General features: G+C 40.2%; 17 protein-coding genes and 1 tRNA gene. 11 read left to right on the forward strand and 7 right to left on the reverse strand.

Annotation, left to right across the window (positions count from 1 at the left end):
• Window positions 1-74: 74 nt before the first annotated feature.
• The 3 genes from EGI32_RS06000 to EGI32_RS06010 form a co-directional block, all read right to left on the reverse strand.
• Window positions 75-905 (reverse strand): DUF2911 domain-containing protein, encoded by an 831-nt coding sequence (locus EGI32_RS06000; RefSeq protein ID WP_255154474.1) that lies wholly within the window; start codon window positions 903-905, stop codon window positions 75-77.
• 189 nt (window positions 906-1094) lie between these two features.
• Window positions 1095-1925: an S-adenosyl-l-methionine hydroxide adenosyltransferase family protein gene (locus EGI32_RS06005; protein ID WP_255154475.1), complete on the reverse strand. Its 831-nt coding sequence runs from the start codon at window positions 1923-1925 to the stop codon at window positions 1095-1097.
• A gap of 41 nt (window positions 1926-1966) precedes the next feature.
• Window positions 1967-2776 (reverse strand): SDR family oxidoreductase, encoded by an 810-nt coding sequence (locus EGI32_RS06010; protein ID WP_255154476.1) that lies wholly within the window; start codon window positions 2774-2776, stop codon window positions 1967-1969.
• Window positions 2777-2981: 205 nt separating this feature from the next.
• Between EGI32_RS06010 and EGI32_RS06015 the strand changes: the two genes are divergently transcribed.
• From EGI32_RS06015 to EGI32_RS06035, 5 genes are all read left to right on the forward strand, one after another.
• A tRNA-Lys gene (locus EGI32_RS06015) sits at window positions 2982-3054 on the forward strand.
• A 348-nt stretch (window positions 3055-3402) separates the two neighbouring features.
• Complete coding sequence (locus EGI32_RS06020; protein WP_255154477.1) at window positions 3403-4626, forward strand: site-specific integrase; 1224 nt, start codon at window positions 3403-3405, stop codon at window positions 4624-4626.
• A 113-nt stretch (window positions 4627-4739) separates the two neighbouring features.
• Entirely contained in the window at window positions 4740-4997 is a 258-nt protein-coding gene (locus EGI32_RS06025; RefSeq protein ID WP_255154478.1) for a helix-turn-helix domain-containing protein, read from the forward strand.
• Between the two features lie 1003 nt (window positions 4998-6000).
• A complete protein-coding gene (locus EGI32_RS06030; protein WP_255154479.1) occupies window positions 6001-7911 on the forward strand; it encodes an ATP-dependent endonuclease in 1911 nt (636 codons plus the stop codon).
• Window positions 7908-9668: a DEAD/DEAH box helicase gene (locus EGI32_RS06035; RefSeq protein WP_255154480.1), complete on the forward strand. Its 1761-nt coding sequence runs from the start codon at window positions 7908-7910 to the stop codon at window positions 9666-9668. Before EGI32_RS06030 ends, EGI32_RS06035 begins: the two co-directional genes overlap by 4 nt.
• A 5-nt stretch (window positions 9669-9673) precedes the next feature.
• Here EGI32_RS06035 and EGI32_RS06040 read toward each other — a convergent pair whose 3' ends face one another.
• Window positions 9674-9916 carry a helix-turn-helix transcriptional regulator gene (locus EGI32_RS06040; protein ID WP_255154531.1) on the reverse strand — a complete coding sequence of 81 codons (243 nt, stop codon included), beginning with the start codon at window positions 9914-9916 and terminating at the stop codon, window positions 9674-9676.
• A 71-nt stretch (window positions 9917-9987) separates the two neighbouring features.
• Between EGI32_RS06040 and EGI32_RS06045 the strand changes: the two genes are divergently transcribed.
• On the forward strand, window positions 9988-10581 hold the full coding sequence (locus EGI32_RS06045; protein ID WP_255154481.1) for a hypothetical protein: 594 nt from the start codon (window positions 9988-9990) through the stop codon (window positions 10579-10581).
• Between the two features lie 1075 nt (window positions 10582-11656).
• On the opposite strand, the gene EGI32_RS06050 is transcribed toward EGI32_RS06045, so the two are convergent.
• The 3 genes from EGI32_RS06050 to EGI32_RS06060 form a co-directional block, all read right to left on the reverse strand.
• On the reverse strand, window positions 11657-13729 hold the full coding sequence (locus tag EGI32_RS06050; RefSeq protein ID WP_255154482.1) for a hypothetical protein: 2073 nt from the start codon (window positions 13727-13729) through the stop codon (window positions 11657-11659).
• A 399-nt stretch (window positions 13730-14128) separates the two neighbouring features.
• Window positions 14129-14443: a nuclear transport factor 2 family protein gene (locus tag EGI32_RS06055; protein WP_255154483.1), complete on the reverse strand. Its 315-nt coding sequence runs from the start codon at window positions 14441-14443 to the stop codon at window positions 14129-14131.
• 42 nt (window positions 14444-14485) lie between these two features.
• Entirely contained in the window at window positions 14486-15280 is a 795-nt protein-coding gene (locus EGI32_RS06060; RefSeq protein WP_255154484.1) for an SDR family oxidoreductase, read from the reverse strand.
• A gap of 122 nt (window positions 15281-15402) precedes the next feature.
• Between EGI32_RS06060 and EGI32_RS06065 the strand changes: the two genes are divergently transcribed.
• The 5 genes from EGI32_RS06065 to EGI32_RS06085 all read left to right on the forward strand — a co-directional run bounded on the left by EGI32_RS06065 (window position 15403) and on the right by EGI32_RS06085 (window position 20775).
• Window positions 15403-15771: a helix-turn-helix domain-containing protein gene (locus EGI32_RS06065; RefSeq protein ID WP_255154485.1), complete on the forward strand. Its 369-nt coding sequence runs from the start codon at window positions 15403-15405 to the stop codon at window positions 15769-15771.
• Window positions 15772-15926: 155 nt separating this feature from the next.
• Window positions 15927-16901 (forward strand): hypothetical protein, encoded by a 975-nt coding sequence (locus tag EGI32_RS06070; RefSeq protein WP_255154486.1) that lies wholly within the window; start codon window positions 15927-15929, stop codon window positions 16899-16901.
• Between the two features lie 83 nt (window positions 16902-16984).
• Entirely contained in the window at window positions 16985-17575 is a 591-nt protein-coding gene (locus EGI32_RS06075) for a (2Fe-2S)-binding protein (protein ID WP_255154487.1), read from the forward strand.
• Entirely contained in the window at window positions 17572-18549 is a 978-nt protein-coding gene (locus EGI32_RS06080) for a xanthine dehydrogenase family protein subunit M (protein WP_255154488.1), read from the forward strand. Before EGI32_RS06075 ends, EGI32_RS06080 begins: the two co-directional genes overlap by 4 nt.
• Window positions 18550-18558: 9 nt before the next feature.
• Window positions 18559-20775 (forward strand): xanthine dehydrogenase family protein molybdopterin-binding subunit, encoded by a 2217-nt coding sequence (locus EGI32_RS06085; RefSeq protein WP_255154489.1) that lies wholly within the window; start codon window positions 18559-18561, stop codon window positions 20773-20775.
• Window positions 20776-20785: the final 10 nt, after the last annotated feature.

Consider the following 20785-nt stretch of genomic DNA (forward strand, 5'->3'; position numbering starts at 1 on the left):
AGACGGGAAGAAAGCAAAAGCCCCCAAAATATTTGGAGGCTCATATAATTTTCTTCCCGTCTTCCCGGCAAAAATCATTTTAGTTTCTTCTGCAGGTCCTGGTTCATTTTTACATATGCATCATTCTTTGCGGCAGCAGCAAGTTCCAGCGATTTTTGTGAGCTGGCCAATGCACCGGCTTTGTCGCCCATTTCCTGCTGGATCTTTGCTTTGTACAGAAATATCCAGAAAGCTTTTCCATTTTCTTCGGTTGCTTTTGTAGCATATTCCAATGCTTTCGGCAGGTTCTTTTCGTACTCGTTGTAATACTGTGCGGCTTCCCAGTACGGTTTTTTCTCCGACTGCAATCCTGCTTCGATCTGTGCTTTTACTTTGGACCTGAAGCTGGCCGTTACCGGTATGGTAACCGATGTTTTGTCCCACATGAGCGTGATGCCACAGCTTTCAGGTTTTACATTATCAAATTGAATGGTAAAAGTTTCTACCCGGTTTTTCAATTTTGAAGGCACTACTTTAAAACGCAGCACATCGTCCGTTTCTTTATATCCTTCCAGGCCGCCGTTGTTAAATCCTTTGTTGATGATGATCTCCCAGGTGTCGATGTTGGGGATGGTGTAGATGGCATAAGAACCTGTATCGAGTTTTTTGCCTGCCAGTTCTACGGGTTCTGTCAGCGTGATTTTGGTTGCCTTGTTGGCACCGGTGCGCCACATTTTACCAAATGCTTCCAGTCCGCCAAAGATGGTACGGCCTTTCACACCAGGCCTCGAATATACGATCTCAATGGAGCCGATGCCGAAATCCTGTTTGATGGTTTGTGTAGGCGATGGCGCCGGAAATTTGACCTGGGCATTCGCGAAGGCAAATGAGGCAAGAAGGGCGAGGGATGTAAATAATTTTTTCATTTTTGTTGTTGAGAGTTTAGTTTATGAAAGAGATTAGAGGTTTAGAGGTTTAGAAGTTTAGAAGTTCGCAATTTCAAAACTTCAATTAATTATTGCAACCCACATATTTTCACCATTCACCATTCACCATTCACTATTCACTATTCACTATTCACTATTCACTATTCACTATTCACTATTCACTATTCACTATTGAAAATATACTTTTACCGTTTGATAGATCAGCCGGTTGTTCATCAGCTGGGATTGGAGGCTGTGTTGTTTTTCCGAGTAGCCCTGGAGCCCGAATAACCCTGCGGCATTTCCTTTATTGATAGCAATTTCGAGATACCCGGCAGAATTGAACAGCGCCAGTTTTTCCCCTTCGGCCACATCGGCGTAGGTTTCGCTTATCTTATCGATCTCTTCATCGCGTTTAAAAATAAGGTTGAAGCTCCTGCCCTTTCGTTGTTCTTCAAATTCTTCCTTGCTGATATTTACGATCACGTTTTCAAAATTATCGATGAAGATGATCTGTCCTTCTATCCAGTTATTGCCGAGCAACGGCCTCAGCGGGTTCTTCACATGGATCGATACCGAAGCATCTCCGATCTCTTCCAGCTTTTTTCCTTTGATCAGTTCATTGAATGCCTGCGCAAAAACGTTCACACAATACAAGGTATTTTTCTGCTGCGATTTTTCGAGGTGCAGCGCCACTACTTTCTGGGGCACTTCTTCCAGTATCATGGTGAGCAGGCCATTGTCGGCACAGCCGATGAAATGCCCGTCATGCTCGGCCAGTAGCAGGTGCTCGGGTTTTTCATCAAAAAGATTGATGAGCACCAGGTGAAAAGTACCTTTTGGGAAATTGCGGATGGCATTCCGGCATACATACGCCGCCTGCGGGTAATTGAAAGGCGAAAGCAGGTGGGTGATATCGATGATGTTGAAACTATTATTGGCTTGCAGCAGTTGCCCCTTAATAGCGCCCGGCATGAAATCCTGGATACCTATGTCGCTGGTAAGAGTGAGTAACGGCATGCGTGTTTTTTAAATGAAATAATGAGTGAAGACGAGCGGCATCATTTTACCAGCTTGCCGTTTTTGAAGAAAAAGCTTTTGGTGAGTTTGTCTGTCCATGCAGGAAAAAATTTGTTCATAAAAACCGTTTGTTTTCCTTTGAAGGTGAGCACCAATGTCCTTTTTCTTTTTTCGATCGCCTTAAGTATATGTATAGCGCATTCTTCGGCGCTCATCAGCGACGATTCGTTGAGCGGGCTTTCGCCCTGTGCTTCCGATTTCCCGTTGAGCGCCGCGTTGCGGATATTGCTTTTTGTAAAACCCGGGCACACCCACATCACGTTCACCCCCTCATCTATCATTTCGGTGCGGATGGCTTCGAGCCAGCCGTTGAGTGCAAATTTGCTGGCGCTGTACCCGCTGCGCCCCGGCAATCCGCGGTAGCCGGCTATAGACGATACGCCTACAATGGTTCCTTTTCTTTCAATGATGGAATCCAATGCCAGCTTGGTACAATATACTGTACCAAAATAATTGATGTCCATTACTTTTTTAAACACTTCCAGCTCCGCATCTTTCAGCAGTGTACGCATGGAGATACCGGCATTGTTGATGAGGATATCGATACCGCCAAATTGTTTGAAGGTAGATTCGATAAACATCTTGCAATCGTTGAAATTGCTTACATCGGCCACTACGCAATGCAGGGGCCTTGTAGAATGACTGAGCTGCAGATCGTATAATTTATCCTGGTTGCGGGCGCAGGTAGCCACACGTGCACCCATGGGCAGCAGCAGGTCTATCAGTGCTTTTCCAATTCCATCGCTGCCGCCGGTGATGGCTACCACTTTATTATTAAAAAAATCGCTCATGGAAATAAATTATTAGGCAAAAATAAGTTAGATATACGGCTGTTTACAAACTATTTTCAGAATAAATCTGAATTATTTTTAAAAACTTTTTTAAAATAATTTGTTGCAATAAGTTTTTACCTTATTTTTGCACTCCCAATTACAAAACGGGGTTACAAAATTGGTTGTTTTGCAACAGTGCAAAAAGATCCAACACGATAACGATGAATTGGTAGCTCAGTTGGTAGAGCAATACACTTTTAATGTATGGGCCCTGGGTTCGAGTCCCAGCCAGTTCACAACTAACAACACACAAATTATTAAAAGCCTTTAGACTTCATTGTTTAAAGGCTTTTGTGTTTTTAGAACCTCCATAATTCCCCACTCTTCCACAAACTCCTAGGTAACCTTACCGGTAACCTTAAAATATCTACTGGTAACCTTCTCAAATACAGAAAATATATTTTATCACCTCGGCACAATTTCGTACTTTTATGGTAGAAAGTTCTTTACATATTGTAAGTCAAAATTGGTAAAATATTATAGTTAAGGCACTACCCATTAAACTTTGCCTGACCTGTATTTGAGTAAGAATTTAATACTCAATCAGGCTTCTCAACGAGAAGCGATAATCAAATTTTGAAACGATGGGAAATATCAAAACCCTCTTTTGGCTATACAAGTCTAAAATGAATAAAAAAGGGGAAGCACCGCTTTACCTTAGAATTACCTCCAATGGTAAAAAGGTAGAAATAGCTAGTGGTTATTATCTTAACGATGCCGAATGGGATGCTCAAAGAAAACAAGCTAAGGGCAAATCTGAAAACAGTAAGTTAGTTAATAATTACATTGCTATTACCACTACCAAAATTCTGCAAATACAGAATGAATTTTCTCTCTCCAACAATTCCAGTTTAACAGCGAATGTCATCAAACAACGTCTTTTGGGAGTGCCCACCCAAAAGAAAAACCTCTTAGAAGTATTTGAGTATCACAATGCTCAAATAAAGAAACAAGTTGGTAAAGGCAAAGCTTTGGGTACATTGAATCATTATGAAGTTTCTAAAGGCAAAATAATAAAGTTTCTGAAGCATTGCTATAATGCTACAGACATTGCCTTAGATGAAATCTCTCACAAGTTCCTGACAGATTTTGAATCTTTTTTAAAGCTTCAAGATGGTTTAAGTAGTAACTCAGCAATGAAGAAACTTACACACTTAAAAACTGTGATCAAGTTGGCAATTGCTAATGAGTGGACAACCAAAAATCCATTCGGAAATTTTAAATGCACCTACAAGAACCCTACAAGGGACGTTCTTACCAAAGAAGAATTGCAATTACTTGGTTCTAAAGTGTTCCTTACAGACAGGCTAACTTATGTGAGAGATATATTCCTTTTTTGTTGCTATACGGGTCTTAGGTATAGTGATGTAGGCAAGCTTACACCTTCCAACATCTATATTGGAGAGGATGGAAAAAGATGGCTTACAGTTGATACTACTAAGACTAATGAGCGATGCAATATTCCATTGTTTGAACAGGCAGAAAGATTAATTGAAAAGTACAAGGATAATAAAGAATGCTTGTATAAAGGAGTATTGTTCCCTATCAGAAGCAATCAAAAAATGAACGAATTTCTGAAAGAAATTGCAACACTTACAGGCATTAATAAAAATCTGCATTTCCATTTATCCCGACACACTTTTGCAACAACAATAATGCTTGCAAACGGCTTTTCAATTGAAAGTGTAGGCAAGATGTTAGGGCAAAAGAACATAAGAACTACTCAGATATATGCAAAGATGACAGATGGAAGAATAAGCACTGAAATGGCTTTAAACAGAAGTAAAATTGAAGTTTTTGCTTGTTAAAGATTTGATGACTACAAATAACAACAATCAAATTTTTAACCGTAGCAGCCTTTTGGAATTTAAACCAAAAGGTTGCTGCAAAAACTTTAAAAACCATGATGAATTTGGACTTAATGACAAAAGAAGATTTTTTTGAATTAAAAAGCTTACTCAATCAAGTATTGGAAAAGGTATCTTTAAAACCTGAGCAAAGTAAAAAATTTTTAACATCGAAACAGGCAAAACAGTTACTTAATTGTGGAGATACTACTTTATGTAAATACCGTATGAATGGAACTCTTCCTAGTAGTAAATTCGGAGGTAGATATTACTATTTGCAAGATGAAATAAACGAATTAATGTATAAAAATAGATTAATGAACGCAGCATAATATTCTAAATAGAATAGAAGTTAGTATTTGGATACAATAAGGTGTAAGTGCTATGCATTTGCACCTATTTTTTATAAGATATATTCTCCCGAAAAACTGATTTAGTAAAGCAGAGTTAAAGTAAAATAAAAAAATCAAAAAGCAGGGCTAAGGTGGGTTTTACCAACCACCTGCTTAAGAAGAATATGTGTAGATTATCAGTCCTTATTTTATCGCTGGCCTTTGCTATTTTTCATAGAGTTTAATATTTTTCCGTGTACATGAAGAAGCTCGTACTCGAATATTAAACCCCTTAGATACTTTAACGTTATCAATGAGTTTTTAGGTCACAACCACTTAGGGAGAACTCACAGCGACTTATTTAGGGATTACCATCAGAAATCTTGCAGCCCTCGGTGTTTCCACTTCCAAATCAAGGCTGATGATATTTTGTTCTGACATGGCCTACAAAGCCATTGTATTAATAGTTTTATTTCAACTTGACCGTTATCAGTTACGACATTATTGATCAAGCGATTGATGAAACACTAATACAATATAAAGATAGGGTAAATATCTGATAATCAGTCATTTTAGAGAGACTATTTTAAAAGTTTTTTTCATCAATTTAATTAATAAAATGTCTGCATTTAAGATATAATTCATTAAATTAATTAAAATTATATCTGGTGCATTTTATGACATTTTATGGGTTTCTATATGAAATTTTAGTCCTACAATTTAAGTATAATGGCTCATTTTATACTTTAAACCAGTTTGGAATATCATTCCTCCCTAAGATGTTTAAAGTGAATTTTAAACGTAACGAATTAAAAAAGTGAAGTTTTTGGAATATCCATCTTTATCAAATAAACTTAAAATATTTAGTAATCGCCCCTTCTCTCGTGTACCTGGCTACTTTTAAGAAATAACATTTTTTAACTAGACGAACTGGCATTTGTAGAAGTAAACTTTTAGATATATTAAGGTATATTTGAATACAAAAATTTAACCCTACCCAATCATGTACCTAGCAAATCTGGAAATTCAAAATTTTAGAGGAATTAATAAACTTAATATCCAATTTGATAAAAGCTTGAATATTATTATAGGAGAAAATGGAAGCTTTAAATCTGCAATTATTGACGCGATCAGGATTCTATATAATTTCTCTAACACAAAAAAAGATATATATCTTGAGAATAAAGATTTCCATGTCGATTCACGTACTCATATATTACAAGAAAATATTGAAATTAAATACCAATTTAAAGATTTGTCGATCGAGCAGCAAGGTGCATTCTACGAGTTTTTAATATTTGGTGAAAAAGCAGAAGATACTTTCGCTCAGGTAGTTTTAAAATTCCAATATAGAGAGAACAAAAACCCTTTAAGTAGTTATTATACTGGATTAATCGAAGGACAAAAAGCAGATTATCAGAATTTTGAATTATTTCAACATTATTATTTAGATGCATTGAGAGATAGTACAAGGGACTTGTTAAATGCGAAAAATAATATTTTAGGTAAATTGGTAATGCGAAGGGTCAATAAAGAAGGTTCTAAAAAAAAATACGAAGATATTATAGAAACAGCAAATAAAGCTTTACTAGATCAAAGTGCTGTTAAACAAGCAAAGGATAATGTAAATACGAATTTGGAAGCAATCTATAAAACTGGAACAACAAATAATAAAATCGGGCTGCGATTAGATGAGCCTAAAGCTGAACCATTCATCAATACAATAAAACCATTTTTGCCTTTCAATATAGAAAGTTTAGAAGGCATAGGTTTGGAATTGCAGCAAAATAGCCTTGGGCATAATAACTTGATTTACACGGCTACTATTCTTGGCGACGCAGCGCATAGAACAGAGGATGATAGTAATACCCATTTTGCACTTTTAATAGAAGAACCAGAGGCGCACCTGCATCCGCAATTACAGCTAAATCTGCTAAATTTTCTCAAAGAAAATATAAAAGAAAATACACAGGTTTTCATCACCTCACATTCCCCAACTTTGACCTCAAAAGCTAAACTTGAGAATTTAATTGTTTTAAATTTAATAGCTTTAAGGATAGATGAATGCTTTAATGATAGATTATCAGAATCGATTGTAGAAGACACAGTGAAAAAGGTTTTTTTAAAACAAGTTGATTTTAATAATCGAAAAGCTCAACTTGAGAGATATCTAGATGTCACGAAGAGTCAACTATTATTTGCTTGTGGCGCATTGTTCTTCGAAGGCATGACAGAAGAGTTATTATTACCCGCTTTTTTTAAACTCACTGGTAGCGATTTACAAGATCACAGGATTGAATTAGTAAATGTCGGAGGAACATCTTTTTACCCATTCATTCATCTATTTAATTCAATTAATCCCGCCAAACGAATAAACAAGAAGATTGCCATTATTACCGATGGAGATCAGTTTCCCCAATCCAAGGATAGTAAATATTCTTTTTTGAATTTATTAAAAGATGATTACCTAGAATTAAATAATTTATTTACAGAAATTACGACTGCCCCAATAAATTCTCGAATTCCCAACTTGATTTCTGCAAAAAATAATAATAACAATATTACAATTAAGAATTCATTCAAAACATTCGAGTTTGAGATTTCTTTCAATAATATTTCATCGAAAAAATCTAAAATAGAAGATAATTTTTTTGTTCAATTTGTTAAAGGAAGTGAGTCAGATAAATATAATAGTATAGTAGAATATTATAAAGATTTTGATGAGGACTTAACGGAGGAACAGCATTTTAAAATATCAATATTATTCTGGAAGACAATTACAGGAAAAGTAGATTTTGCACAGGAATTTTCGTTGGCTATTTTAGGTAATATTGATAAAGCAAAAGATTCTTTCAATATCCCAATTTATATTGATTTAGCATTTAGTCATCTTGTAACACCAAATTGCCTATGATTGATATTGATAAACAAAGAGAAAATTATTTGAATGCTACAGGTAAAATTGTTTTAAATGCATGTCCGGGAAGTGGGAAAACTACAATCATATCATATAAACTTTGGAAATTAATCGAAGCATCTGCAAAAAAAAATCTTAAAAGTGGGATAGCCTGTTTATCATTCACAAATGTTGCAAAAGAAGAAATAAAGGAAAGGTATTCAAATTTTTCCCACAAAAGCATTCAATATCCAAATGTTGTTTCAACGATTGATTCATTTATAAATAATTATATTACACTCCCTTACTTTTACCTTTTAACTAGCAAGTTTATTAGGCCTACAATATTGGAAAATGCTTCCAGATTAGATAGTATGATGATTCCTGGCTTATTTAAATACGACTCAAAACAGAAAAAAAGTATTGCAAAGCATCTTTCTAAAACCGGTGATATATTGCTTTTCCAATATGCCCCAAGCTTAATTAGTAAGGATTTAAACGATAATTATACATACGATGGGAAAAAGCCAGATCCGAATAAAGTTGAGATTGCTGTATTTGAAAATTATGCTAAGACAATCAAGGAATGGCAGCTTAGAAATGGAATATTGACCCATTCAGATTCGATTGTAGTTGCATACAAGATTTTAAATAAATTCCCTCATGTCTGCAAAGGACTTTTAAAAAGATTTCAGCATATAATTATCGATGAAGCTCAAGATACATCCGAAATCCAACATGCTATTTTTGATAAGTTAGTTGAACATGGCCTGTTAAATTTAGAATTGGTGGGCGACCCTTATCAATGCATATACGCATGGAGAGACGCAAAACCGAAAACATTTATAGAAAAATTCAATGACCCATTGTGGACTGGCTTAGAGTTGAGTGACAATTGGAGATCAACACAATCGATTATAGATACATATGCTATTTTACGAAAAGCTGGCGATTACAAAATTACCGCTAGAACTAATTTTAAAACCGAATTACCTATTTACATAATACGGTTTTCAAAAGGGAATGAAGCTGAAGCATTAAAAAAATATCAAGAATTATGTAAAGACTATACGAGAAATCAAGCTGTTACTAGGGGTACAACTTTGTCGAGTTTATTGAATGATGATGGTAACGGAGCGATGAACTATTGGAAAAACCCCAATGGTATTAAATTAATATCATGCATTGCAGAGTTACGTAATGCTAAGATTAAAACTGCAATTGATAATTTTAGGGAAATTGCAATCAATATAAAAGCTCCAGATATAACTTATACTGATAAACGAAAAATTCTAGCTGATTTAAAAGTTGACTATGACTGGAATAGTAAATTAAATCAAATGCTTAATAAATTTTCCGATTTCAATTTAAACTTAAATGATTGGACTTCATTCGTTCAAAAAGAATTAACTAGCGTCCTTAACTTGTCGACTTCAGTAAATTTGGAACTTAAAAAAGGTACATTTAGACCTGCACACAAGAAAATGATGAATGATTTGTTTACTGAACAAAAGCGGAAGTGGAACTTTCCAGTAACAACAATTCATCAAGTAAAAGGAATGACATTAGATTCAATTCTACTATTTCTTGGTAAAGATCGCCGTTCTATTTCAATTGGAGACTTAGAAGCTTGTGTTGATGAATTTACTGAAAATCAGACAATGATGTATGTTGCTATGTCAAGACCTAGATACTTATTGGCTATTGCAATTGAAGATGCTGTTCAGAAAGGAGAAATCGAAAAAAAATTTCTAAAAAAAATCGAGTTTGTTTAACTTATCTACGGAAGCAATTCTTTTGGGGTTAGTCCTAAGGCTTCTGCAATTCTAAATAAATATGAAATTGTAAAATTCACTTTACCAGTCTCCATTCTAGCCAATTGAGAATAATCCATACTAGAAGTATTTGCCAAAGTTTCTATTGATAAGTTTTTCGATAAACGTATCTCCCGAATTTTAGCACCAACAAGTGTTAACGCAGATTTATTAATGTAATAAGCCCTTTTAGGAGATTTTTCTTTCACACTCAAAGAGAAGAATATGCCCTTATTGTAACAATGGAGAATTCTCCATATATTGCGATAAATATTCTTATATGCGCTTTATAATCTTCTCAGTTTTCTTTATGGGCATTACATTAGATTCCAAATGTCAGGATCAAAAAGATATAATACTGCAATATACTGGCGATGCTGTTTCAATTAGAAAAATGAACAATAATCACCCATTACTTTATTCAGAGGCGAATTTCTGCATGATTACGAGTGATTATGATCAACAAATGAATTCGGATTCACTGTACTACTTAGTAAAACCGCAAGTGACTGTATTCAAATTAGCAAATAGTGAAAGTTCTAAAATTGATACCGTTGTCAGAATACTATTTTATTATGACAAAAAGATAGCAGCGGGGCAGATTACAAGAAAAGAGGTACAAACTTTTAGTAATGCCAGTTATAATCTCTCTCCCCCTGCGAAAGTTGTAAGGATAAACGAGGCTAATCAAAACAAGATTCATTATGTCTTAGACTATCGGAATAAAAAATCAGATTTTATTGTGGATGGTATTGGGACTAAAGATGCCTCTATATTTTTTGTCTATACAGATAAAGACTTCCCTACAGCTAATTATGCATTGATGATAACAAATATTAAAGCTATCATTGTAGACGGCAAAAAGTTACAATAAATTTTTTCCTAGCTAAAAAGTCAAGATATATGTGTTTAGTATTAGTACCTCTAATCCAACGCCCCTAGTCGTTGCGTAGCAACTTGGGGGATGGGGTATGTGCCTTTGCAGTTTTTGATTCATATCAGAACCAACCTCTACAGTAAATAAAAAACTGCATCAGCATAAAAGACCTGATATGTACCTAAAGCCGCTTTCTAGGCTGAATCATCCATCAAATAACAATTATGGGCTATTATAATATAAATAGCATAAGATGAAATTTAAGCCCCTAATGCGTGTATCGGCTAATCAAAATTCTCATAGAAAATTTTATAAGAGTTTATAACTATTCTAGCCGAAGATACCTGTACCGAAAGCTCAAAATCATTCATTTGGTAACCTAATTGGTAACCTTTAAACTTATATAATCATGAAACCCTTTACAGATAAGGCTTCCAGAACTTGGGTGGCATTCCCAGCCAGTTCACAGAAAGTATTCTAAAGGATACTAAAAACGCTTAAATCAGATGGTTTAAGCGTTTTTTTATGCCCGCAAACGTAAAAGATGTATCATAGTCCGGTCACCTAAAAGAGTCCTTATTTTGATAACCGATTTCTAAACGGAATCGCATACTCATCATTCGAATCGATTATTAAGAACTGAGGTGCATTTAAGAAAATTTCTAAACTTTAAAGGTCACCACCATGAACACTCAAAAACAACAAACTATTCTCTTTAGCTCAGAAAAAAATCGCACCAGCAAAGACAAGTGCCCAATTTGTGCACGAATAACTATTGACGGGAAACGCTGTGAAATTTCTACAGAATTTGAAGTAAATACAAAGGACTTATAGCCCAGATGGGCATCCAGTTCCCCTTCCAGAATCTTTTCAATACCTCGCTTTGGGAGCTGGACTAAAAACTGTTGAGCTGATCCCCCGTGTTAAGTTGCTTTAAAAAAGCATCCGTGAGTTGTTGTTCGTTGTCTATAAAATAAACTGTGTTTTAAAGTTATAAAAAAAGTGACCCGGAACTTGGGGTACTCCCGGTTCCTGATCACTTACGCAGTTTATGAGACTGTACCTTAAATAATCAAACATTTGTTTTTAAGGTATCCTTTAATCCGCTCGTAGCTTTTTCTTTGACCTTCTCTTTTTCTTTTTTGCTTCCATTCGTATTTCCAGGAGTTTGAATGTTAAACTTATAATTTCCTGCTTCCAGCACATCAAACTGTATGATGCCCGCTTTAACCGTAAGGTTTGTCATATTTCCACCGGGGTTCTTGCCCCCTTTTACGATAATACCACCAATAGGGTTACCGGGCCTGGCTGCTTCTGTAGTTTCGTTACGTTTTACTCCTTCTCTGATACTTTTTCCTTGTGGTGTTTCAGGTGTAGTGAGAGTGAATTGGTAATTGCCGGTTTCCAGTCCGTTTAATTCAAATTCACCTTTATCATTACTGATAATTACCATCATATTCCCGCCAGGATTTTTACCTCCTTTTACAATAATACCACCAATAGGATTTCCGGGAAGCGCTTGTATGTCCTGATTTGAGGCGTCATTTTTACGACCATCACCAGTTCTTCCTTTTCTTTTATTTCCTTTAGGAGGGTTACCTTTTACACCTTGTTCACTGATACTTTTTGCAGGAGCTTCGGGCATGGTTATTTGCAATATATATTCGCCGGTTTCAGTTAGGGTAAATATTACCTCGCCATTTTCATTTGAAACTCCAATCATGTCCCTGGGGCCGGGATTTTTACCCCCCTTTACAATTATACCACCGATAGGATTTCCCGGAGCGGCCAATATGTCTTGATTTGAACCTTCATTTTTGCGGTCACCGCTATATGTTGTTACAATTCTTTTATTCTTTGCAGGTGGGTTACCTTTTACGCCCTGCTCACTGATACTTTTTCCAGGCGCTTCAGGCATAATAATTTGCCATGTATATTCACCTGTTTCGGTCAGGGTAAATGTTACTTCACCATTTTCATTTGAAACTGCAATCATGTCACGGGGCCCGGGATTTTTGCCCCCTTTTACAATAATGCCACCAATAGGGTTCCCGGGTTTTGCGAATACTGACGGGTTATGCAATGGATTATTACCGTTATGGCCACCTGCTTCATACAAAGGATTTTTAGTGCTATCTGAATTACCGGTTCGATATGTTTGCGGTGCGGTGGCCGGGGTCATTGACAAACTCCCAGGCATCCCGCCGTTCTTTGTGCTGTCTGTCTGCACAGCCCTTCCCGCGGCATAAGAAGATGATACAGCGCCACCGGCTTTTTTGGTACTGTCTGTACTAAGGGTTGCACGTAACATGCCATTATCACCAGGCTTGGTAACTTTTCCTTTTAAGTGCCTGGAACTTCTTGGAATACTCCAACTCACACCTGCATTTATCATCAAAGATTGGTAAGCAGTGTTAACTGATTTTTCAGTCATTGTTCCATCCGAAAGCTGTTTAGGCTCATAAGTATGTTGATCATTAAAGCCACCTGCTGGCACCAATCTACGTTCACTAGTAGTGATTTTGGGTCCCATTAAAAAAGAGGTGGAAGTATAAATATTCAGATTCCCTGTAACAGAATAACTAATCCGCATTTGTGGAATGACGGTAAAGCCTGAGTGTTTTGTCTGTGGTAATTCAGTTAGAATAACAGGCTTTGAATCTGCTGTACTTCGTTGGGCAAAACCATTTTGCTTTATACTTAAATAACCACCGCTTAAAGAAGGAGACAGAATAAATGAGCCAACAATAAAATTCGCCTGTAAGCCCACTGAGGCTATAAAGCCGCTATTAGATGATGCTACATTTTGATCATTTGTTATGCTCAAACTTCCGCTGTATAGTTGATACGCCGCTTGCGTGCCGGCAATATCAGGCATCAGGTTTTTAGAAGTAAAGTAAGTTCCGCCGGCAGTTGCACCCCAGACAAATTTCCTGCTGCCTTTTACAGCCCCGTCCCAGCCTTTACGTTCAAAAGGAATAAATATGTCTCCCTGTAGGTTATAGCCATTACCCAGGTAAGCTTTGGATTTTGAGCCGGAAGAGGAATTATTAAAGCCTCCGCCTATTGAAACAATGATTGGCTGTTGTGCTGTAACGATAAAAGCAATCAATAACAAACAAAAGGTAATGATACTTTTTTTCATAGAGTTATTTTTAGTTAAATGGTGGTCGCTTTGGTAATTTGGCATAAAACAAGCTGGCTTAAAACCTTTTATATTAGTGTCAAATAAAGAAAAAATATTTTGAATTTACAAGCTTTCTACAGTTATTGTCTTCGGCGCGCTTATATGCTACGAAGCAGGCTATACCGGTTTCTGGGGTAAAGGCTGGGAAAACGATCACTGGCATCAGCATCCAAAAGGATAATAATCATTTACACTGCACAAAAAGGTTAGCTCCAAAAACGGAAGTTACAATACGTCCGGGTACATGGATCACCTTTTCATTTTGTTGTAAAATTAATTTGATAAAATAACAGGTTGATATGTTGTGATACGTCGTTTCTTTGTTGATATCAGCTTCTACGATCCCCGTTGTTTTTTTCAAATAATGCTGAGTGATTGAATCAGCCCTTCTGTGAATGCTAAATGGTATGTAAGCACGATGGGGCTGCCATCGAACGTACCTGAAATTTCAGCCTTTAAAGTTTTATCAGCAGCGGAATACTCAAGCGGCTTCATCCGCGTTTGATAACGTGCATTCGCTTCTTCGATCCAGCTTTTGATGGCCGGTTTTCCCTGGTGTGTTTTTCCTTCGTCGTGCACAATGGCATTGTTTGAAAAACAATCGGCGTATGCCTGGCTGTCAGCATTGTTTTGTGCTGCTACCAAATGTTCAATTACGGTTGGAGTATTCATATTTTTTATTTTTTTTGTTTCTTATTTCTTATTTTTTTTGTTTTAAACAGTAGGTATCGTTCCCCCATCGATCACATATTCGGCACCTGTGAGATAACCCGCCCTTGGTGATACCAGGAAGCCCACCAGTTCTGCTACTTCTGCCGGTTCGGCGGGGCGCCCCATCGGGATCCCTCCGAGCGCATCCATCACGCTTTGCGTGGCCGCTTCTATGGAAATCGAAGATCCTGCTGCGATCCTTTCCATCATCCGTTTGGCAGCCCCGGTCATGATCCACCCCGGCGAAACCGTGAGCACCCGGATACCTTTGGGAGAAACTTCTTTCGATAATCCTTTGCTGTAATTGATAAGCCCTGCTTTTGCCGCTGCATAAGGCAAGGTGGATTCGTAGAGGGGCAGCCTTCCCTGGATGGAGGCGATGTGGATGATCACACCGCTTTTTTTAGCGAGCATCGCGGGCAGAAAAGCCCTGTCCAATCGCACAGGCGCGAGTAAATTGGTCTGCAGGGTATCTTCCCAATCGTCATCGGTGAGCACAGAAAAGCCCCCTGCCCTTGTTTCCGACCCCCCGAGCGCATTGATCAGGATGTCGACCCCTCCGAATGTGGCGGTTACTTCTCCCGCGAATTGATTCGTGCCTTCAGGCTTAGCCAGGTCTGCAGCGATGAAATGCTGGCCTGCCGGGGTAATTTCGGGTTTGTTACGGGCAGTTATAATTACAGTTGCGCCCGCCTGTACCAGCCGTTCGGCAATGGCCTGGCCCGTTCCTTTAGTACCGCCGGTTACCAGTGCAGTTTTGCCGGACAATTCGTTGTTGAAATTAAAATGGTTGTTCATTGTTTTTTCTTTTATGCAAAATTGGTAGTTATGTACCCGACAGACAAGTACGGAAATACGATTCGGATAGGGATAAATTTTTCCCCTATGCCGCTATTTGGAACATACCTTAATTTTACAGGATGTATGCACGAAAGATTTTACCAAACCTGGATTGTGGCCTCGACCTGATCGGCGAAGTGCTGTACGGCAAATGGAAGATCCGTTTGTTATGGTTTATCCACCAGGGGCATCAACGGCCCAGTGAACTGCAACGAAAGATCCCTGATGCTACCCGCCGGGTATTGAACATCCAGCTGAAAGAACTGGAAGAACACGGGCTGGTAGAAAGAAAAATTTTTGCTGTAGTTCCCCCTAAAGTAGAATACAGTCTCACCGAATTTGGAAAATCGTTGATCCCCGTGCTATCAGCCCTGGGAAACTGGGGGGATGAACACCAGGACCGACTGAGGGAGCTGATCTTAAAAAGGCTGCAACCGGAAAATCAATGATCAATAACAGCCATACCGCAGGAAAACTTCAGCATTGTATGCGGCTGCTTATCCGGAACGGTGTTGGTTTGTCAATTATGCGGATAGCAAACTAAATCAACCATGTAATTTCTCTATAAATTTTTAACCTCACACTTACAAAACCTCTTGTTGCAGTGAAGATATTTTACAGACAATTGAACATGCTGGCACTTTCAGCGCTGCTCCTGGTAAACCTGAACACAGGTTTTGCGCAGCCCAAAGCCTTGCGTGATGTACAGCGTAAATACGGCCTTAACCCACGCGAAGCACTTTTTTCCCGGGTAACAACAACACCGGACGATGTGTTGAAAATGTTCAGGGATGCAGGAATGTCGCCAACAGAACATCCACTTACAAAAGCCGAAAAGGCCATCATAGTTAATGCCTTTGCGGCTCTTACGCCATTGCACCAACGGGTATTGAAACAGCATTTAAAAAGTATCAGTTTCCTGGACAATATGCCCAACACCGCCCTCACCTCTCCTGTCACAAAAGATGATAGTATTAATTTGTACCACATCACGTTTCGTGCTGGCATCCTGCATCAAAAGATCTCAGAATGGGCTACGGAAAAAGAACTTACCTGCTATGAAAATAAAGATACTTCGTACAGGGTTTCGATACAGGCAGGGTTGATGAGCGCATTCACCTATGTGCTGCTTCATGAAGGTACCCATGTGGTAGATGGTTCCGTTCACCTAATCGCCACCGATACCGTTACAGGCAAAACTCTCCCGGGTACTTTCGGGGAAGATCTTTCAAAAGGTATATGGGCAAACATCAACACCGTTGCATGGCCGCTTAAAGATTCCCTGGTAGTCAAAAACCGGTTCAGGCCGGGAGGCCGCCGGTTCGCCACTTCGGAAGCAACGGAAGTTTACCAGGCACTCGGGAATACTCCTTTTGTTTCTCTATATGCCACCGCCAGCTGGCACGAAGACCTGGCCGAATTAGTAACTGTATATCACCTTACACAACAGCTAAACCAACCTTTCAAGGTGGTAGTGGTAAAGGATGGTAAACAAACAGGGCAATACGAACCTATGAAGAACCCGTTGACAGATAAACGCAAAAAGTTACTGAGTCTTTTTTATCAGGTAAAAAACTGAATGAATCAGAAAATTCAACTTAGGCGCAAAAGTTGCTGTAACTTTCACTTCATACCAGTAAATATTCAGTCAAACAACTTTATATGGAAAGAAAGCAATCCTTCTCCCGGCGTTTCTTTTTAAAAACAACTTCTTTTGCCGGCGCCCTGGCGCTGATACCCCCAAAGGCAAAAGCGCTGTATACAGAACTGAAACAGCGTCTGATACCGACAAAGGAAATAATGCCGCTGACGGTAACCATCAATAAGAAAGCGTATGAAGTGAAAGCCGATTCGCGGACTACCCTGCTCGACCTGCTTCGCGAAAACCTCCACCTCACCGGCACTAAAAAAGGATGCGATCATGGGCAATGCGGGGCATGTACGGTACACATAGACGGCCAGCGGGTATTGAGCTGCCTCACCCTCGCCGTGATGACTACCGGCAAAAATGTAACCACCATTGAAGGACTGGCCGATGGCGATAAGCTTCATCCCATGCAACAGGCATTCATTGAATGCGATGGTTTTCAATGCGGCTACTGCACACCCGGGCAGATCATGTCGGCCGTGGCTTGTGTAAACGAAGGCCACACCAGATCGGTAGCCGAAATTAAAGAATTCATGAGCGGCAACCTGTGCAGGTGCGGGGCCTATAATGGTATTGTTGAATCTATTCAAAAAGTTGCGATATGAGGCCATTCATTTTTACAAAACCTGCCACCGCCGACCAGGCATTGATCAAAAAGACAAACCAGGCGCAATTCATTGCCGGGGGCACCAACCTGCTCGACCTGATGAAAAAGCATATTGCGCTGCCCGAAGAACTGCTGGATGTAACCAATGCTTTACCTGCAGCGATCACCGCGAACACCAAGGGCATCCGCATAGACGCGATGGTACGAAACAGCGCCATTGCTTCACAGGCAGAAGTACTTTCGCAATTTCCTTTATTGGCAAAAGCTGTGCTGGCAGGCGCTTCGCCGCAGATACGCAATATGGCTTCTACCGCGGGCAATCTTTTGCAACGGACCCGCTGCCCATATTTTTACGATACCACGGTGCCCTGCAATAAAAGAATACCCGGCACAGGCTGTTCGGCCATGGATGGCGACAACCGCATGAGTGCCATCGTTGGCTACAGCAATCAATGTGTGGCCGTACATCCATCGGATATGTGCATAGCGCTGGCCGCTTTGGAGGCAAATGTACTGGTGACAGGCAGGGATAAAAAACAACACAGCATCCCCTTCAAAGATTTTCACCGCCTGCCGGGCACTACCCCGCAGCTCGATAATAATCTACCGGCCAATGCGGTGATCACTGCTGTAGAAATACCGGGCAACAGGTTTCAAAAAAACTTTGCGTATGTGAAAGTCCGCGACCGCGACTCGTACGCTTTTGCCCTCATATCGGTGGCGGCAGCGCTGCATATGGAAGCCGGGGTTATCAGCGAGGCGAGGCTGGCTTCGGGCGGCGTAGCGCACAAACCATGGCGCTGGTATAAAGCCGAACAATTTTTGAAAGGGAAGAAACCATCGGCTGAAAATTTCCGGCAGGCCGCTTCCATCGCCGTTGGCGAAACCAAACCACTGGCCAATAACAAATTTAAAACTGTCATGCTGCAGGGCGCTATTGAAACTGCTTTACAAAACTGTTTAACCGCATAATATTATACTATGGGATTTTTTGACGATACTATCAGCCTCTCTGCTCCGCCGGAGGGAAGAGTGGAAGCCACCGCCAAAGTAACCGGTAGCGGCAAGTATTCCGCGGAATATGAAGTGGCCAGCTTGTGCCATGCCGTACTCGTAGGCAGCACCATACCCGCGGGAATTATCAAAAGTATAAACGTGGGTAATGCCCGCCAGGTCGAGGGTGTGATCGATGTGATCACCCATCTCAACAGGCCGATGGTACCTGCGTTTGCGGATGAAGCGAAGATAAAGGAAGCCCGCTTTGGGTTGCCGGTATTTCATACGGATAAAATTTATTTCAAAGGTCAGCCGATTGCGATGGTGATTGCCGAAACGCTGGAAGATGCTACCTACGCGGCTTCGCTGATTACGGCGGAATATGCGGCAGACCAGTTCAATGTGGATTTTGAAAAGTCTTATAAAAATGCGGAACTGAAAACTGCCGGAAAAGACCGGGGTACCGCTGACAGCTGGGCTGAAACGCCGTCTGTAGTGGAAGCGGAATATACCATCAAAAACGAAGTGCACAACCCGATGGAAATGCATGCCACCATTGCGCATTGGACGGCTGAGAACGAACTGAAAATGTTTGACAAAAACCAGGGTGTAAATAACGTACAACGGATGTTTGCAAAACTGTATAATATCCCTGCAGAGAAGATACATGTAGTGAGCGAATTTGTGGGAGGCGGATTTGGCTCCGGGTTAAGGGTGTGGCCGCATTGCCTCGCCGCCGTGATTGGTGCCAAAGCGGTGAAGAGGCCGGTAAAATTAGTGCTTACAAGGCCGCAGATGTTTACACTGGTGGGTTATCGCCCTGAATCGTGGCAGAAGGTAAAGATCGGTGCCGACAACAGCGGAAAATTTACCGGCATATTGCACCAGGCACGGCATGCTACCTGCGTGTATGATAATTTCAATGAAGGCATCACCCGTATAGCAAGGCTGGTGTACAATTTCGCGAACCTGCGAACAGAATCGGCCACCGTTCCGCTCAATCTCAGTATGCCCACCTGGATGCGTGGGCCGGGGGATTGCACCGGTGATTTCGCCATTGAAAGTGCCATTGATGAACTTAGTTACAAATTGAACATTGACCCCGTTCAACTTCGCCTGCAAAACCTGGCGCTTGAAAAAGACCCGGACAGCGGGAAGAAATGGTCGACTAATTTTGTGGATGAATGTATAAAACTGGCTGCGGAAAAAATACAATGGCAGAACAGGAAAGCCGCTATAGGCGCTATCAGCGACGGTGACTGGAAAACAGGTTACGGTATGGCAGTAGGCATGTGGAATGCCGGAAGGAGCAACGCCAGCGCGGGAATAAAAATGCTGAAAGACGGCAGCATCACTGTGCAGACAGCCATGACAGATATTGGAACCGGCACTGGTACCGCCATGCAAAACATAGCAAAAGACGCCACCGGTATTTCCAAAGAAAAGATCAGGATCGAATTGGGCAATTCAAACCTTCCCCCTGCCCCCAGCCAGGGAGGCAGCACCGGCCTTTCTTCCATCAGCGGAGCGGTGGCTGCCGCGGTAAATGCTTTGAAGATGAAACTGGCCGGCTTTGCCGCCGCTGAGAATGATACCTATAAAAATGTAGTGGGGGCCGACATTATTTTGTCGGACAATGGAATTTCTTACAAAACCACCAACCAGCAGTTTGTGCCCTACTCCGTCATCTGGGAAAAGAACAACCTGCAGGTGCTGGAAGTGGAAGCCAGTTCAGCACCCGGCGATGAAAGAAAACAGTTGGCCTTTTGTTCTTCGGCTGCACATTTTTGCATGGTAAAAGTGAATACCAAAACCGGCAAAATAAAAATAGAAAAAATGGTATGCGCTGCAGATGGTGGTACGATTGTAAATGAAAAAGCAGCTGCCAACCAGATATCCGGTGCGGTAGTAGGCGGCATCGGGATGGCATTGATGGAGGAACAGCTCATCGATCCAAAATTGGGGACAGCCATCGGCAACGACCTAGCCGGTTATCACTTCGCGGTAAATGCAGACGCCCCCATTGTAGAAGTAATATTTGTAAACAAACCGGATGTAAACAGCAACCCCTCCGGCTCAAAAGGATTGGGTGAAGTTGGCATCATTGGTGCAGCCGCGGCAATTGCGAACGCAATTTATAATGCTATCGGTAAACGGCTGCGGGACCTGCCGATAACACCGGATAAGGTATTGATGGGATAAAGTTTTCGCG

It is taken from the genome of Ferruginibacter sp. HRS2-29 (genome assembly GCF_024343615.1).
In the GTDB taxonomy this organism is placed as follows: domain Bacteria; phylum Bacteroidota; class Bacteroidia; order Chitinophagales; family Chitinophagaceae; genus Ferruginibacter.

Coding starts and splice junctions, on each gene's coding strand:
- EGI32_RS06080 (WP_255154488.1), top strand. CDS start 17,572: ATGAGGCCATTCATTTTTACAAAACCTGCCACCGCCGACCAGGCATTG.
- EGI32_RS06030 (WP_255154479.1), top strand. CDS start 6,001: ATGTACCTAGCAAATCTGGAAATTCAAAATTTTAGAGGAATTAATAAA.
- EGI32_RS06055 (WP_255154483.1), bottom strand. CDS start 14,443: ATGAATACTCCAACCGTAATTGAACATTTGGTAGCAGCACAAAACAAT.
- EGI32_RS06005 (WP_255154475.1), bottom strand. CDS start 1,925: ATGCCGTTACTCACTCTTACCAGCGACATAGGTATCCAGGATTTCATG.
- EGI32_RS06000 (WP_255154474.1), bottom strand. CDS start 905: ATGAAAAAATTATTTACATCCCTCGCCCTTCTTGCCTCATTTGCCTTC.
- EGI32_RS06045 (WP_255154481.1), top strand. CDS start 9,988: ATGCGCTTTATAATCTTCTCAGTTTTCTTTATGGGCATTACATTAGAT.
- EGI32_RS06060 (WP_255154484.1), bottom strand. CDS start 15,280: ATGAACAACCATTTTAATTTCAACAACGAATTGTCCGGCAAAACTGCA.
- EGI32_RS06065 (WP_255154485.1), top strand. CDS start 15,403: ATGTATGCACGAAAGATTTTACCAAACCTGGATTGTGGCCTCGACCTG.
- EGI32_RS06035 (WP_255154480.1), top strand. CDS start 7,908: ATGATTGATATTGATAAACAAAGAGAAAATTATTTGAATGCTACAGGT.
- EGI32_RS06020 (WP_255154477.1), top strand. CDS start 3,403: ATGGGAAATATCAAAACCCTCTTTTGGCTATACAAGTCTAAAATGAAT.
- EGI32_RS06085 (WP_255154489.1), top strand. CDS start 18,559: ATGGGATTTTTTGACGATACTATCAGCCTCTCTGCTCCGCCGGAGGGA.
- EGI32_RS06050 (WP_255154482.1), bottom strand. CDS start 13,729: ATGAAAAAAAGTATCATTACCTTTTGTTTGTTATTGATTGCTTTTATC.
- EGI32_RS06075 (WP_255154487.1), top strand. CDS start 16,985: ATGGAAAGAAAGCAATCCTTCTCCCGGCGTTTCTTTTTAAAAACAACT.
- EGI32_RS06010 (WP_255154476.1), bottom strand. CDS start 2,776: ATGAGCGATTTTTTTAATAATAAAGTGGTAGCCATCACCGGCGGCAGC.
- EGI32_RS06025 (WP_255154478.1), top strand. CDS start 4,740: ATGACAAAAGAAGATTTTTTTGAATTAAAAAGCTTACTCAATCAAGTA.